A 16,620-nucleotide genomic window follows, 5' to 3' on the forward strand; every position below is an offset into this window, starting at 1 on the left:
AAGTTGAATAAATAGGTAGGATAAGAAGGGTAGTTGCGGCCAAAATTTCGTAGCTTTAACCATACAAATTTTGTATTCCGCTGACTGTGGACAGCCTACTCAACTACCAAAAAGCGTCTGATACCCAAATATGGGATGACTTTCTGCTGGGCAGCAAGGACGCTTACTCGTTCATGTATACGAAGTACGCGCCTGTCCTGTATAACTACGGTTACAAGATCGCGCAGGATCGGCAGTTGACCGAAGATTGCCTTCAGGATCTATTCCTGACCATTCTGGAAACCCGTGAGCGACTTGGCCATACCGACTCCATCAAGTTCTATCTTATGCGCTCACTTCGGCGCGAGATTGTCCGTAAACTTACCAGTGGGCCACGACTAACGGGTAGGCATATGGAACAGCACCGGTTGGCCGACGGTCATGATATCGACTTCAGAGTTGAGTTTCAGTATGAGCCCACCTGGCTCGATTCTCAGATCAGCAAAGAACGTTCCGAAGCCATTTTACACGAGCTTAACCGGTTGCCGGCCCGGCAGAAGGAAGCGCTGTTCCTGAAGTTTTTCGATAACCTCAGCTACGACGAAATAGCCGGCATTATGGGTATTGAAACCACATCGGCCTACAAGGTCATTTACAAAGCCATTGCCGCCCTCCAGAAACGAATGCCCGCTGATCTGCTGGCGTTGCTGGTCATAATTAGTCAGTGAGTTGATCAGTCGGTAACTGACTGATCAACTCACTGACTGATCAACTCACTGACTGACTCACCGACTGATCAACTCACTGACTTTTTTATCATTTTCCCCCTAAAAATTTTTCTCTTTCCGAGGGATAATTTATTGAAAAGTGTTCTTCTGGTGGTAAAACGGGCTTTACTACCAGATGCAAAATCATTACCACGAGTTTACGAGCCGCGACTTTGTGCTGGACGAAGCGTTCCGCCAATGGGTATTCCAGCCCAATGAGCAGAATATGACCTTCTGGCACACGTTCATGCTCAATAATCCGGCTCAGCAGATCACCATCGATGAAGCAGCCTCCCTCCTGCTTCACCTCCGCGCCAACTACGACGACCTCACCTATGCCAGCCAGCAGCGTATCTGGCAGGTACTCGAACAGGCCGTGTCAGCGCAGCCCGCCCCCGCAGAGGTTCGCCCGCTGCCGGTATACCGACGGCCGGGATTCTTTTGGCGCATGGCCGCATCGCTGACAGGCCTGCTGCTACTGGCGGGCGCTTCGGCGTGGTATGTGCAGCAAGCCCACCAGCAAAAGATTCATACCACCTTTGGCGAAAACCGAACCGTAACCCTACCCGATGGATCGACAGTACTGCTCAACGGAAACTCGACACTCTCCTTCCGTGACGATTGGGACCAGCAGCAAGATCGGGAGGTCTGGCTCGATGGAGAAGGCTATTTCAAGGTAGCCAAAAAGCATCGTGCCGGTCGGTCATCAGCCAGCCCGATCAAGTTCATTACCCATACGCCCGCACTCGACATTACGGTACTGGGTACCCAGTTCAACGTCAATACCCGACGGGGTGCTACAGCCGTCATGCTCGTAGAAGGCCGCGTACAACTCAATAAACCCGGCCAGACCCGACCTGACCGTATCGTCGAAATGAAACCGGGCCAGTTTGCTTCGGCCCAGCCCGACATCGAAAAAGTAGCCATCCGGACCGAAAAGTCACAGCTATACACATCCTGGACCCAGCACGAGTTTGTCTTTGAGAACACGGCACTGAGCGATATAACCCAGCAGCTGCGGGACACCTACGGCATCAACGTTATGCTGGAAGACGCCGAGCTAGGCAACCGACGCTTCACCGGCAATTTATCCAATCAAAGCACTGAAACCTTACTGACGACACTCGCGCTCACATTCGACCTCGACGTACAGCACGATGGTGACCGAATTATTCTACAACACAATCCCTAATTGATAACTCTCCTATGAAAAACACGTATATAACCCTTTCTATGCTGTTGGTCGGAACAGGGGTCTACATACGGCCACAGCCCGTTGTAGCCCAGTTGCTGACCCGCGCCCACGCTCAGTATGAGAATACTACCGCTTACCGGCCGCAGTCGGGGCCGGATATGCGCCAGCGGTCGCGTTCCCTGAAAAAAGCGCTTACAGACGTAGAAAAACAGTTTAGTGTCAACTTTGCCTATGATGAACAGTTGATGGCCGGTCGCCAGACGGACGTCAATACGAGCGGGCTTTCGCTTACCCAGGTGCTGACCCAACTTATCGAAGCACAGGGGTTACGTTACAGACGGGTGAACGATAACCTGATCGTGATTCAGGCAGCCCCCACGAAAAAAGCATCGGTCGGCGGTTCGATGGATGGTGGTCCGGCGACTAGCGGTCCAGCCGCTAATGATCCAACAGGTGGGGCTTCGGCTAGCTTGCTCAACGAGCCAACCACCCAGCTGACAGCCGAAGCGCCCCAGGTCCGGCGCATTGCCGGACAGATAACGGACGAAACAGGCCAGGGTCTGCCCGGTGCCAATATCATTGAAAAAGGCACCAGCACCGGCACAACCACCGATGCCAGCGGTAATTTCGTGCTGAACGTGAGCGATGCCGCTACGACACTCACCATTTCGAGCGTAGGATATGTCAGTCAGGAAGTAGCCATCGGCGACCGGACGACCATTACCCTCCAGTTAGTGCCCGACAACCGAACGCTCGACGAAATCGTTGTGATTGGCTACCAGAGCGTTCGCAAGAAAGACCTGACCGGCGCAACGGACGTCATCAACCCTACCCAGTCGAATAAAGTCACGGCGAACTCACTGGCCGAATCCATTCAGGGCTTGTCGCCCGGCGTTACCGTTCGCGGGACCGGGGTGCCCGGCCAGCAGGCGTCGATTCAGATTCGGGGGGTGGCCAGCTTTCTCAACACCGATCCGCTTTATATCATCGATGGCATGATTGCTGATGCCAACCCGACCATCAACAACGACGATATCGAGTCTATCCAAGTGCTGAAAGATGCCTCGGCAGCCGCTATCTATGGCTCGCGGGCGGCTAACGGCGTCGTTATTATCACCACCAAGCAGGGAAAAGAAGGACCGGTAAAAATCTCATTTTCGGCGAAGTACGGCGCTCAGCAGGTATACAAACGCTGGGATGTGATGGAAGCCCCTGAATTTGCCGCCCTGCAGCGTCAGCAGTACCAGAATTCAGGACAGCCAGCGCCCGCCAGCGTAGCCACGGGGACCTTTGACCCGAACATCAACACCAACTGGCAGGATCAAACCCTGCGGACGGGTAGTTTGCAGGATTACAACCTGACACTGTCCGGCGGCACCAAGACCGGTACGTATCTGGTGTCGGGCAGTTACTTCAACAACACCGGCTACGTCATTGGCAGCAACTTCGACCGGGCCAGTCTCCGCGTCAACACCCGCAGTCAGTTCGGGCGGTTTACGTTTGGCGAGAACGCGTTGCTGACAAACTCGAATATTCAGAATCCACCCGTCGGCATCAATCCAATTTATGATATGGCCACTATGCTGCCCGTCATTCCGGTGCAGGACCCGCGCTACATCAGCGCCACCAATCCCGGCGGCTATGGCATTGGTACTTATCCCGACGCGACAACCTATGCCTTCAACCCGGTGGCAGCCCGTCAACTGTCGACCAACAAAAACAACTACGCCAAGCTGGTAGGTAATGCCTTTCTGGATGTAAAACTGGCCGACTGGCTGACGTATCGATTCAATGCGGGCCTGGAAGCAAGTTTCGACTACACGCAGAACCTGCGCCAAATTGGCGTCTACCAATATAACGCAGCGGTTGTACCCAGCTCAGTGAGCGAGGACCGGTCCCGCTATTACAGCCTGCTGTTTGAGCATACCGTGAACTTCAACAAAACGTTTGGCGCTCACAGCCTCAACGGCGTAGTCGGCATCAGCCAGCAGGACGCCCGGCGCGACGTCACAACGGGCTCGCGCACGAACCTCGCCACATCGGGTGGTCAGTATTTTACGACTATCGATGCGGCATCAGGCGTTTCCAACTCCGCAGGTGGCACACCCACGAACTACCGGATTCTGGGGTACCTGGGCCGACTCAACTACGCATACAATGACAAATACCTGCTTACGCTAACGGGCCGCGTCGATCAGGACTCACGATTCGGGGCCAACTTCCGTACGGGTTTCTTCCCATCGGTAGCGGGAGCCTGGCGCATCAGTCAGGAACCATTTTTCCACGTCGACTGGATTTCTGACCTGAAAGTAAGTGCGTCTTACGGCAAACTTGGCATTGTAGTACCGACGCTGGGTTCATTCCCTTACACGGCATTCATCAACAACAACCCCCGCGCTATTTTTGGCGTCGACCAGACCGCCAATGTAGGGGGCTACCAGGCGCAGCTGGCCAACCCCGACCTGCGTTGGGAACAGCGGCTTTCTCAAAACTATGGTGTTACAGCCAGCTTCCTGAACAACCGCATTTCAACAGAGATCAACGTTTACAACTCGTTGTCGTCAGATGCGATTCTGAACCTGTCTGTGCCGGGTTATTTAGGCAACCTGCAGGGAAATCCGTATGTGAATACGGCTTCTATCCGAAATCAGGGGATCGAGTTCTCGGCCACGTATCGTAACAACCAGAACGCGTTCAAATGGGATGTGTCCGGCAATTTCACTACTATCAAAAACCGGATCGAAAATGTTGGCAACCAGGGCCAGGATGTTAACTACATCGTGAGCGGCAATACGCGCTCGCAGGTGGGAAATCCCGTTGGTCAGTGGTACGTGCTGAAGACCAACGGTATCTTTCAAAACCAGGAAGAAGTCAATAACTATAAATCGAGCGACGGCACGCTCATTCAGCCGAACGCCAAACCCGGCGATATCCGGTATGTCGACACCAATAGCGACGGCGTCATCGACGTTAACAACGACCGCCAGTTTGTTAGCTCGCCCTGGCCGAAACTACAGACCGGCGCTCAATTCAACGCGTCTTACAAGCAGTTCAGCCTGAATGTGCAGATGCTGGGTGTGTTTGGCTACACGGTTTATAACGATGTACGGCGTAGTCTGGACAGCTACCAGCTTACCAACTTCCGCCGGGACGTCAGCCCCTGGGCGACCACAAATACCAACACGACTGATCCACGCATTGGCCTTGAAGCGGGTGATCAGGGCATTATTTCCAACAACCTTGCGGCCAGTGACCGCTGGCTCGAAAATGCCTCCTACGTCCGGGTAAGGAACGTAGAACTTGGCTACGTTCTCCCTAAAGCCTTGCTTAGCCGCCTGTCAATCCGAAGTGCGCGGGTGTATGTCAGCGGTCAGAACCTGTTTACGTTCACGCAGTATAGCGGTCTCGACCCCGACGTAACGGGGCCCGGCGGCACCACAGGCATTCAGGAACGGGGAGTCGATAACGGCCACTGGCCATCGCCCCGAGTCGTTTCCGTTGGCGTCAACTGCGAATTTTAACCCTCATTTTGATTAATCCGATTATGAAAGATAAACTCATTCTGTTGACACTGGCTGGCGCTCTGGCGCTGACCGGATGCGACCGGAACCTGACCATCGTGAATCCCAACCAGGTGACAACGGAGTCGTTCTGGAAAACCGATGCCGACGCGCTGGCGGGCGTCAATGCCGTGTATAGCACCACACACCGGGGCGGCATTTCGCGCTGGATGCCCTTCTATTATATTATCCGTTCCGATGAGGGCCGCAGCCAAAGCCCGGCCACGGATATAGTCAATAACATGGATCAATTCCTGATCATTGACTATAACTACGGCAATGCGTATGCCGTCTGGAACGACAATTACATTGGCGTCAACCGGGCCAATCAGGTGATCGACAATGTGTCAACCATCACCATGGACGCTACGCTGAAGCAGCGTTACCTGGGCGAAGCCAAGTTTTTGAGGGCTATGTATTACTACCACCTGGTAACGTTGTTCGGTAATGTGCCGCTGGTGCTGAACACACCCGTAGTAGGCGACAAACCCACTTCGGCCACTATCGCTCAAGTTTGGGCACAGATCGAAACCGACCTGAACGAAGCGGCTGCGGCCCTGCCAACGACCTACAGCACGGCCGACTTGGGCCGCGCCACCAAAGGGGCCGCTTATGGGCTCCTGGCCCGGGCTTACCTGCAACAAAAGAAATATACCGAAGCTCTGACGCCCTTGCAGTGGCTGGCCGACGGCGAAGGAAAAAGCGTGTACGCGCTGGTGCCAAACTATCGGGACAACTTTCTGATCTCGACGGAAAACAACCGGGAATCGGTGTTCGAATGGCAGTTTCAGATCAACCCCGCCGAATTCACCGATGACGACAGCCAGACCCCGAACCAGAACTACGGCACATCGGTGTCTCAGTTCTTCGGGCCAAGTGGGATTGGCTGGTCGGATGGAGAAGCGCAGCGCTGGGTCACCCGCGAGTTCAATGAAAGAACCACGACCGGTGCCCGCGATCCGCGGCTGGAAGCGTCGTTCCTCTTCGACTCTACCGATGTTCGCGGGCCCGCTTTCAGCCCCATTTATGGCCAGACGTTCCTGCAACGGTATGGTGCCGATAATAAGCGGGTCTGGTTCCGCAAGTTCCAGAACGACCATTGGAAAAATGAGGAAGGGTACCGCTCGCCCAACAACTGGCGCTACATCCGGTATGCCGATGTATTGCTGATGTATGCCGAAGCGCTCAACGCCACGGGCAAAACCACGCAGGCTTATGCGTATGTCGATCAGGTGCGGCAACGGGCTGGCCTGGCCAGACTGTCGGTCGCGAAGCCGGGCTTGACCCAGGCACAATTCCTGACGCAGCTCAAGCACGAACGCGTTACCGAACTGTCGGGCGAAGGCTGGCGCTGGAATGACCTTGCCCGCTGGGGTGATCTGGGTCCCGAAATAGCCAACCGCGATCCGGCTTTCTCCACCTTCGTGCGGGGGAAAAGTGAGTTGCTGCCCATTCCTCAGCTCGACCGCGACCTGAACCCCAACCTGGTTCAGAACCCGAATTATTGATTGTTTTGTTTGAACACAGCGGAACGAAGACCCGGCGCGTTTCATAGAGTGACCCTCTTTGTCAGCGGTTAGTCTTCGTTCTGCTGTGTTTACTTTTTCTCAACGTATGAAATACCTCCTGTTGCTTTCACTGGCCGTTTTCTTTGGCTGCGAATCTAAAAATCCAGCTACGCCAACGCCCGCACCACCCGTAACGACGGTGGACACGGTCGGAAAATTCCAGAATCCTGTTCTGCCGGTTGGTCCCGATCCGTGGGTGATAGCCAGCGATGGATTTTATTACGTTATGCATACCACACCCAACAGCCTGCGTATCTACAAAACCGCAGCCATGAGCCGCCTGCGTGCAGCGCGTCCGGTTACAGTCTGGACTCCGCCCGCCACCGGCCCTAACTCGCGGGATATCTGGGCTCCCGAACTACATAACATCGGCGGAAAATGGTATCTATACTATGCCGCCGACAATAATGGCGTCGACGCTACCCACCGCATGTTTGTACTCGAAAATGAGTCGGCAGACCCCACAACGGGAACCTGGGTAGACAGGGGCCAGTTGAACCTGCCTGACAACAAATGGGCTATCGACGGTACCGTGCTGCAACTTAACGGACAGCTTTATTACGCCTGGTCGGGTTGGGAGAATGATCTGGGTGGTTCCCAAAACGTCTACATCTGCAAACTAACGAATCCGTACACCGCCGAAGGGCCCCGCGTCAGGCTGTCGGCACCGACATATGACTGGGAAAAACAGGGGTTTGGGGTGAATGAAGGACCGGAATTTCTGGTTCACAACAACCGGGTATTCGTTATCTACTCAGCCAGCTTTTGCGGTACCGACCAGTATGCGCTAGGCCAGCTCGCAGCTGACACGACGGCGAACCTGCTCAACCCGGCGGCATGGACAAAATCGGCAACGCCTGTATTTGGACCGTATGCTTCGAGCGGCACCTATGGCGTGGGCCACAATGGTTTTTTTACAACCCCGAATGGTGCAGAGAACTGGATTATTTACCATGCTAACGCAGCACCCGGTCAGGGCTGTGGCGACTTCCGTTCGATTCGGATGCAGCCTTTCACCTGGAAAGCAGACGGGTCTCCGGATTTCGGTACGCCAGCATCTTTAACCACACTGCTGAAGCGACCGGCCGGCGAGTAACGCGGACTTCAGTCCGCATCGGAAAGCCGAAGGCCAGGTTGTAGAAGCAATGAGCAACTACAACCTGGCCTTCGGCTTTCCGATGCGGACTGAAGTCCGCGTTACTTACTTTTGGAACGACTTAAACACGTAATCCCAGAAGGGGGAGGATACGCCGTAATTGCTTTCCGGGTTTTTGTAATGGTGAACGCTGTGATTGACCCACAGTTGTTTGAAGAAGTTCTTGGGCGGAGCGTAGGCGTGGACGATAAAGTGAACCGCCAGATAGCCTGAATACCCTACCAGGAAGCCGGGAAAGAAGGCGTAGGCCGCTTCGCCCATCAGCAGAAAGAACAGGCCGAAGAAGGCCCCGGCGACGAAAATAGCCAGTGCCGGTGGCATAGCCAGCCGGGTTTTGTCCTTTGGGTACTCATGGTGAATACCGTGGAACGTGTACTGGATCTTAGCCCGCTTGGGCGTTGTTGGTGCCAGGTGATATAAATACCGGTGCAGTACATACTCGAAGAGCGAGAATACCAGCAGGCCAACCAAAAATAGCGTGGCTATAGTGCCCGTAGCCATATCGGTATACGTGAACGCGTACCAGCCCAGAAACACCGATAAGACCAGCCACATCGAGATGGGAATCAGGATGTGGGTGCGCGAAAGCGCTTCTAAGATCGGGTTGTCGAACAGTTGTTTGGTACCGCTATTCTTGGGCCGGGTTTTGCCGTGGCCAGCCATGGTTTGCAGTTTGTCGGTAGTCGATTCCATAATGAAGGATACGTTGATAAGCGATGTTGGGACAAAATTAAGACGAAAACAAATCCATTCGCCCGTATATAGTAAATAAGGTTGACTATGTTTTAACTACCTCCATTTGATCGGAGAGTTTCTTCTGCATAGCATCCAGGTTGCCCTGAGGCATTTTCTGACGGATGATCAATCGTAACGAGTTGTTATACGTCAGGTAGTTGAACATCCAGTTTGTGAAGATCGCCAGCCGGTTCTTAACGCCAACAATCGACATCAGGTGAACAAACAACCACGTCAGCCACGCGAAAAATCCCTGAAACTTAAAAAAAGGCAAGTCAACGACGGCCAAACCACGTCCAATAGTAGCCATACTTCCCAGATCACGGTATGTAAATTCCACAGGCGGTTCGTTCTGTACCCATCGCAGCAGATTCCTGGCCAGTAGCTTACCCTGCTGAATGGCGGGCTGCGCGATCTGCGGGTGACCATTAGGCCATTTTTCTTCAGTCATCAGGGCTACGTCACCAATGGCAAAAATATCGGTGAAGCCCTGTACCTGATTGTAGCGGTCTACCAGAATACGACCACCCCGACCCAGTACCTCCGCCGGAAGGCCCGCCAGCGGGTTTGCCTTTACGCCAGCCGCCCAGATCACGTTGTTCGACCGAATCGTCGATCCGTCGACCATGGTTACGGTGCGGCCGTCGAAATCCTTCACGCGGGTGTTGAGCCGAACGTTTACGCCCAGTTCCTGCAGGTATTCGAGCGAGTGGGTTTGCGACTGGACCGACATGGGGCCCAGCAACTCACCCCCCGACTCGATCAGGGAGATATCCATCATCGTGAAGTCCAGCTCGGGATAGTCGCGGGGCAGTACGGTTCTGCGCATTTCGGCCAGCGTACCACACAGTTCAACCCCCGTTGGACCACCACCCACCACCACGACATCCATAAGTCCTTCCCGTTCGTCGGCCGTTTCGACACTCAGCGCGTCTTCGAAATTCTGCAGCATCCGGTTGCGGAGCGCAATGGCCTCCGAAACGGATTTCATCGGCAGCGCCTTCTCGATGATATTCTGCTGATTGAAAAAATTGGTATCTGCACCGGTTGCGATGACGAGGTAGTCGTATGGTACAGGTCCCAGCTCGGTGTCGACGGTCTTGTCGGTGGGGCGAACGCCGGTAACATCAGTGACCCGGATATGAACGTTCTTACAATTGCCAAACACGGCCCGCAACGGAAACAGTATAGAGTTTGCTTCAAGACCCGCCGTGGCCACCTGGTAATATAAGGGCTGAAACTCGTGGTAGTTATGCCGGTTGATGAGCACTACCTGAAATTCTTTCCGGGTCGATAGTTTGCGGGCTAACTGCAGGCCACCGAATCCCGCGCCAACGATCACGACGCGCTTTCTATCCGTTTGGGGTATGTTTGGGTTCATAGACTTTGTTTTTTTGCACGGATGCAGGAATCTGCGTTAGCCGACGCAACCCACTGTCGTCTTTACGAAACTAGGGGCCTTGTCTCCTGCAGGACCCGTTCATAGTGGTTTTCGTAGAGTGGCAGGATGCGCGATAACTCAAATTCTTTGGCCCGCTTCAATGCGTTTTCCTTAAATAGCGGCAAGTGTTCATCATCTAATACATACAACGCATTTTTGACCATATCGTCTACGTCGCCAACAGGACTTAAGAAACCGGTAACCCCCTGTAGGTTCAGTTCGGGCAGTCCGCCGGCGTTTGACGTGATCAGCGGCACTTCGCAGGCGAGTGCCTCCAGTGCAGCCAGACCGAAGCTTTCATTCTCGGAAGGCATCACGAACAGATCGGCTACCGACAGCACTTCTTCGACCGCATCCAGCTTACCCAGGAACCGAACCTGGTCATAGATACCCAGTTCGCGGACGAGCCGCTCAATACGCGCCCGTTCGGGACCATCGCCCACGAGCAGGAACTTGGCCGGAATCTGTTGCTGGATATGATAGAACATCATGACGGCATCATCGATACGCTTGACCCGCCGAAAGTTGGAGGTGTGTACGATAAGTTTTTCGCCATTGGGGCAAATTGCCTTTTTGAAATGCTCTTTCTTTTGTCGGCTGAAGCGGCTCAGGTCGATAAAATTGGGGATAACTTCAATTTCCCGATGCACGTTGAAATGCGCGTAGGTATCCTGCCGCAGGTTCTCGGATACCGCCGTTACACCATCCGATTCGTTGATACTGAACGTAACCACGGGTTCGTAGGAAGCATCTTTCCCTACCAGCGTAATATCGGTGCCGTGGAGCGTGGTAACCACCGGAACATGGCGGCCCCGCGAGCGCAGAATCATTTTAGCCATGTAGGCCGCCGACGCGTGCGGAATAGCGTAGTGAACGTGTAGTAAATCGACGTTCTCATTCAGTACGACGTTGACCATGGCACTGGCCAGGGCCGACTCGTAGGGCGCATACTGAAAGAGGGGGTAAGACGGTATATTTACTTCGTGGTAGAATACGTTCTCGCTGAAGAAATCGAGTCGGGGCGGTTGTTGATAGGTAATGAAGTGAATCTGGTGGCCATTATTGGCCAGCGCCTTACCGAGTTCCGTGGCCACAACGCCACTTCCCCCAAAGGTTGGGTAACACACAATGCCAATTTTCATGCGGATAGCCCTCATGGGCCTGGAACGGTTTGTACCTGAACAACAAACGAAAGCAAAAAGAATCCCTGAGAACGCACAAAACGACCCGGGATTCAAAAGGGCCGGCAGGAAAATGCGCAGGAATTGTCTGATTGACAATCAGAAAGTAGGAAGTAAGGCGGGTACCCCTTTACGGAATCAGATACCGTATCGGCCTTACCCACTACGTCTATGAGAAAAGCGATCCTGCTACTTTTAGTTGCATCCGGTCTCCAGGCTCAGCCACAGCCAGCGCCCTGGAAACCCCAGCTCTGGCCCGTACTCAAACGCTACGATCAGCAGCATCTCACCCGCATTGCGCTGCCCCTGGGCGGCATTGGTACTGGCACCGTTTCGCTCGGCGGTCGCGGGCAGTTGCAGGACTGGGAAATCATGAACCGACCGGCCAAAGGGTACAGCACGGTCCTGATGGGCAACACGGCTCCTTTTTTCGCCATCAACGTGCTGGAGAAAAAGGTAACCAAAGCCCTGATCGGCCCGCTCGAATCCCACGAATACCAGCACATGGAAGGTCGGCCAGTCGACCACCACGGCCTGCCGCGCTTTGCCAATGCTCAATTTGAAACCGCCTATCCCTTCGGACAGGTAAGCCTGTCGGATAAAACAATGCCCGTTTCGGTGCGGATAAAGGGGTTCAATCCCCTGGTTCCGGCCGACGCCGAGGCCAGTGGCCTCCCCTGCGCTGTGCTCACCTATGAGGTAACCAACACCACCGACCGACCGCTGACCGTATCGGTTTGCGGGTCTATGCACAACTTTATCGGGCGCGACGGTAGCAAAACCAACCGTTCGTGGAAAGGAGAACTTGAACCGCAGGGGGCAAGCCGGAACCGGAATCAGTTTCGGCAGGGCCAGGGATTCAGCGGCATTTATATGGACTCCGAAGGCGTCGACAAAGCAGACCCCGCCTGGGGAACCGTAGCTCTGACAACCAACGAGCCCCGGGGAATCAGTTACCGCACCTCGTCGGTGAATAACGCCTGGGAAAACGCCCTGCTCGATTTCTGGGATGACTTCAGCGACGATGGGCGGCTGGTGGAGAAAGCCAAACCGGCCGACGAAGACCCCATGGCGTCGCTGGCGGTTCAGAAAAAAATCGGCCCGAAACAAACCGAATCGTTTACGTTCTTCCTGACCTGGCACTTTCCTAACCGGTTTGCCTGGTCGCGGGAGCGGGTCGGCAATTACTACACCCGGCGCTATAGCGATGCCTGGGATGCAGCCACCCGGATTGTGCCGCAGCTGCCTGCGCTGGAGAAGAAAACCCTCACTTTCGTGACCGCTTACCTGCAGAGCAACTTTCCCGACGAGGTAAAAGAGGCCGCCCTGTTCAACTTAAGTACCCTCCGCTCTCAAACCGTCTTTCGCGCCGAGGATGGCCGAATGTTTGGCTGGGAAGGCGTGATGGACAATGTAGGCTCGTGTCATGGGTCCTGCACCCACGTCTGGAACTACGAGCAGGCCACCCCGTTTCTGTTTGGCGAACTGGCCAAAACCATGCGCGATGTGGAGTTTAACTACGCCCTGGACACAACAGGCCTGATGAGTTTCCGGGTGAACCTGCCCTTACAACCGGGTTCCGGCGGAGGAGTGGCAGCCGCCGACGGGCAGATGGGTACGATCATGAAAGCCTATCGGGACTGGCAGCTCTCCGGCGATACGGCGTTTCTGACCCGAAACTGGGCGCACATCAAACAGGCGCTGGCCTTTGCCTGGATACCGGGCGGGTGGGATGCCGACCAGGACGGCGTCATGGAAGGCGCGCAGCACAACACCATGGACGTTGAGTATTTCGGGCCAAATCCGCAGATGCAGCTCTGGTATCTGGGGGCGCTGAAAGCGGCCTCGGCCATGGCAAAAGCGCAGAACGACCCCGCCTTCGCCGACCGATGCGACCAGATTTTTACCAAAGGCAGCGTCTGGACCGACGCCAACCTGTTCAACGGCTCCTATTACGAACAGCAGGTCATTCCGCCGGCGGGGCATCTGCTGGCCAAAGGAACATTCTCGGGCTTCAATAAAATCCAGCAGGAAGACCCAGCCTACCAGCTCGCCAAAGGGTGCCTGGTCGATCAGTTGGTGGGACAGTTCATGGCGCACGTATGCGGACTGGGTTACCTGGTTAAACCACAGCACGTACAGACGACCCTCCAGTCCATTATGAAATACAACTACCGGGCCTCGCTGACCGACCATTTCAACAACATGCGCTCCTACGCCATGGGTGACGAAGCAGCCCTGCTCATGGCCAGCTGGCCAAAAGGACGACCCAAAGTGCCATTCCCGTATTTCTCCGAGGTGATGACGGGCTTCGAGTACACGGCAGCTATTGGCATGCTCTACGAAAACCAGCAGGAGCCGGGCCTGCGCTGCATTCGCAACATCCGCGACCGGTACAACGGCAGCAAACGTAATCCCTTCGACGAGGCCGAGTGTGGCCACCACTACGCCCGCGCCATGGTAAGCTGGGCCGCCGGACTGGCCTTCAGCGGTTTTCACTACTCGGCCGTCAGCCAGATTATGGAGGTCAACGACCGTGAAGGGACCTACTTCTGGTCGAACGGCTACGCCTGGGGCACCTGTACCAAGCAAAAAAAGGGAGCTAAACTGCTGGTTGACCTCACCGTTCTCCACGGCAACTTACTGCTCAAAACCCTGACCGTTGGCACCCGGTCGGTGGCAGCCCACCAGTTGGGGGAGAACGATCACTTCAACGTTGTTTTAACTGAATGACAATCCATACAGTCAACGCATCTGCTTCGCCTGAAGCAAGTCCATCAACCTCTTCAGGTCTGTACCTCAATGAACAGACCAGTTCTAACCAGTCTGGTTCATTCGCTAAAGTGGCCGTTCCTATTCTGGGTTGTTAGTTCATTCGATGGGAAGCCAGCCAACAACTTGTCCAGTAATCGTTCTTTTCTAAAGAAGAACAACTTCAAGAATCAAGCAAGCCGCCCTTTTGGTGTCCTTAAATCGTACAAATTATCAAACTGAAATCCGGATGCTCATGATACGCCAAAAATGCGATTTATGCAGTTTATCTAACACCACTTTTATCCCATAACAATAACCACCCCTCAACGTGTACAATTCTCACTCGAGTTGCATATGACTTCTTATGTTAATGAACTATTCCGAGATCCAACCCCCGCCAGGAGCAATACAGAGGGGGCAGATTGTACATTGAAAAGGGAAAAAGAAAGACCAGAATTATGTTAAGGGAATATATGTAGATTGTATTCATCAACTGGTAGTAAAGTACCTCTGAAAATGGCTTATGCGTTTCACAATGGTTGATTGTACAACAGCCTATTTAACCCTATTCCTAAACACAATGACCGAATATCAAACTCCTAAAGACCGGGCTTATACCGATATCCTGATTAAGTCGGCTCCCAAAGAGGCTGCCGCATTCCTTAACCTCAAGCATACCGCCGAACGAAAAGATGGCGTCATTCCTATCAAGTACCGAGAGCTAATGTCAGTAGCGGTGGCTCTGACCACTCAATGCACCTATTGCATCGAAGCCCATATTAATAATGCGGTCCAAGCGGGTGCAAGCCGCGAAGAGATTGCCGAAACCGTTTTTATAGCGGCAGCCCTACGTGCCGGTGGTGCGGTTGGTACGGGTCTAATGGCCATGCGTCTTTTCGAAGAGGCAAGCACGCCTACCGTTTAAATAATCACTCTTTTAGATCTAGCTTATCGTAATTGCACTTATACAACAGCACTACAGAACACTCACGAGACCAAAGGGTTTTAACAGTTATCTAAACACTTAACAGGATGAAAAAGCAACTTATCATTTTGGGGTTTACTCTGTGTGCGGCCTGTAAACACGATGCGCCAGTCGTTCAGCCGGTACTTGGCCCTGATGCAGCCAAAGTTATATCTGGCACTTACACGGTTAATAAATTTTTGACTTACGATAGTGCAAGAACATTTCCAATCAACGGTAAGACTATCAGTCTGCAAATAGATCGAGTTGCGCCCGACACAGTACGAGTCAGAGTACAAGCTGCTGCCAACGGCTTTTACTCACCTGCCAGAGATACCACCTACAATAAAGTCTATGTGCTTACAAAGCCACAGGGATACTATTTGACGTTAGAAACAAATACAACTGAACCGCATAACCAGTTGGGAAGCGAACTCGTTTTTGCGCCACCTTTTCCACCTGATAAATCACCGAATTGGGCTTCTTACATTTTTGCTCCCCCAAGTTACACAAGTGGTACGTCAGAATTACCAAAATACGTGGCTCGCGTATCAATCGAGTTCACGAAAACTAATTAAAATATTCGTAGGCCATTTCCCTAACAGGGAATGGCCTTTCTCTTTTAATACTCTTTTAACATAAAGTTAGTTATACAACATACCTTAATAAGGTGCTATAACTGGCTGCATGGAGAAGTGTTAATTTTTTTATTTTTTTATTAGTGAAGAGTGTATACACTATCAGGCAAAGGGTAATAGCGAGAAGAAGCCTCAAACTGGTAGTTACTATACCTTTTTTTGCTTTCTCTATATGCATACACAAAATTTACCCCTACATAGATGGTATACATGGCAAAAAATGCGTAGAAGTACCATTCTAATTTCATCATAACAGTTATTTTAACTTAACGCCAATTGAGTTCAAATAATACAAAATAAGCTATCTTTAGAAACCTACTAAATATTGTATTTTATTTAGACAGATTATATAAATAACGTTATATAATGAAAGTATTTCAAGAAAAGTCGCTCATATAAAATGGTAGTTTTACCGTAATTAGTCAATATTAGAGGCAGACATGTACATCATACATAGCGTCCAAGGCAAACCAATTAATAAAGCAACAGCGCACAAAAACTTTTTTTCTTTCACTTCAGAGAAGTGATAAACAAGAAGACTGTAAAGAACTAAACCAGGTCCTGACAACCCTAAGAAGGTGTTGGGGAATTATATTGGGGGTGTTGGTTTGATTCGTTGCAACATGATCTGAATGTTGGCTAAAAGCAGCCAACCAACCGAAGAAGATAGCGTGTACTCGTA

12 protein-coding genes are annotated in these 16,620 nt (G+C 52.8%); 9 read left to right on the forward strand and 3 right to left on the reverse strand.

The genetic code is table 11. From position 1 onward, the window contains the following. Positions 1-86: 86 nt before the first annotated feature. From FH603_RS20200 to FH603_RS20220, 5 genes are all read left to right on the forward strand, one after another. Positions 87-707 (forward strand): RNA polymerase sigma factor, encoded by a 621-nt coding sequence (locus FH603_RS20200; RefSeq protein WP_186739512.1) that lies wholly within the window; start codon positions 87-89, stop codon positions 705-707. A 175-nt stretch (positions 708-882) separates the two neighbouring features. Further along, positions 883-1,938 (forward strand): FecR family protein, encoded by a 1,056-nt coding sequence (locus tag FH603_RS20205; RefSeq protein WP_186739513.1) that lies wholly within the window; start codon positions 883-885, stop codon positions 1,936-1,938. Between the two features lie 14 nt (positions 1,939-1,952). Next, positions 1,953-5,462, forward strand: coding sequence for a SusC/RagA family TonB-linked outer membrane protein (locus FH603_RS20210; RefSeq protein WP_186739514.1), 3,510 nt, complete (start codon positions 1,953-1,955; stop codon positions 5,460-5,462). 23 nt (positions 5,463-5,485) lie between these two features. Further along, entirely contained in the window at positions 5,486-7,009 is a 1,524-nt protein-coding gene (locus FH603_RS20215) for a RagB/SusD family nutrient uptake outer membrane protein (RefSeq protein WP_186739515.1), read from the forward strand. Between the two features lie 106 nt (positions 7,010-7,115). Beyond that, positions 7,116-8,165 carry a glycoside hydrolase family 43 protein gene (locus tag FH603_RS20220; RefSeq protein WP_186739516.1) on the forward strand — a complete coding sequence of 350 codons (1,050 nt, stop codon included), beginning with the start codon at positions 7,116-7,118 and terminating at the stop codon, positions 8,163-8,165. Between the two features lie 105 nt (positions 8,166-8,270). Here the strand turns inward: FH603_RS20220 and FH603_RS20225 are convergent, their stop codons facing one another. The 3 genes from FH603_RS20225 to bshA form a co-directional block, all read right to left on the reverse strand. After that, positions 8,271-8,918 (reverse strand): sterol desaturase family protein, encoded by a 648-nt coding sequence (locus FH603_RS20225; protein ID WP_186739517.1) that lies wholly within the window; start codon positions 8,916-8,918, stop codon positions 8,271-8,273. Between the two features lie 85 nt (positions 8,919-9,003). After that, positions 9,004-10,341, reverse strand: a complete 1,338-nt coding sequence (locus tag FH603_RS20230; RefSeq protein ID WP_186739518.1) for an NAD(P)/FAD-dependent oxidoreductase — start codon at positions 10,339-10,341, stop codon at positions 9,004-9,006. Between the two features lie 62 nt (positions 10,342-10,403). Continuing rightward, the gene (gene bshA, locus FH603_RS20235) at positions 10,404-11,543 is read right to left on the reverse strand and encodes an N-acetyl-alpha-D-glucosaminyl L-malate synthase BshA (RefSeq protein ID WP_186739525.1); all 1,140 of its coding nucleotides are present in this window, start codon (positions 11,541-11,543) and stop codon (positions 10,404-10,406) included. A gap of 210 nt (positions 11,544-11,753) precedes the next feature. Between bshA and FH603_RS20240 the strand changes: the two genes are divergently transcribed. The 4 genes from FH603_RS20240 (at position 11,754) to FH603_RS20255 (ending at position 15,878) form a co-directional block, all read left to right on the forward strand. After that, positions 11,754-14,315, forward strand: coding sequence for a GH116 family glycosyl-hydrolase (locus FH603_RS20240; protein WP_186739519.1), 2,562 nt, complete (start codon positions 11,754-11,756; stop codon positions 14,313-14,315). Next, on the forward strand, positions 14,312-14,452 hold the full coding sequence (locus FH603_RS20245; protein WP_186739520.1) for a hypothetical protein: 141 nt from the start codon (positions 14,312-14,314) through the stop codon (positions 14,450-14,452). The genes FH603_RS20240 and FH603_RS20245 overlap by 4 nt, the downstream gene beginning before the upstream one ends. Before the next feature lie 464 nt (positions 14,453-14,916). Next, entirely contained in the window at positions 14,917-15,261 is a 345-nt protein-coding gene (locus tag FH603_RS20250) for a carboxymuconolactone decarboxylase family protein (RefSeq protein WP_186739521.1), read from the forward strand. Positions 15,262-15,368: 107 nt separating this feature from the next. Beyond that, positions 15,369-15,878, forward strand: a complete 510-nt coding sequence (locus FH603_RS20255) for a hypothetical protein (RefSeq protein WP_186739522.1) — start codon at positions 15,369-15,371, stop codon at positions 15,876-15,878. The last annotated feature ends 742 nt before the right edge of the window (positions 15,879-16,620 follow it).

Source organism: Spirosoma utsteinense (assembly GCF_014282275.1).
Taxonomy (GTDB): domain Bacteria; phylum Bacteroidota; class Bacteroidia; order Cytophagales; family Spirosomataceae; genus Spirosoma; species Spirosoma utsteinense.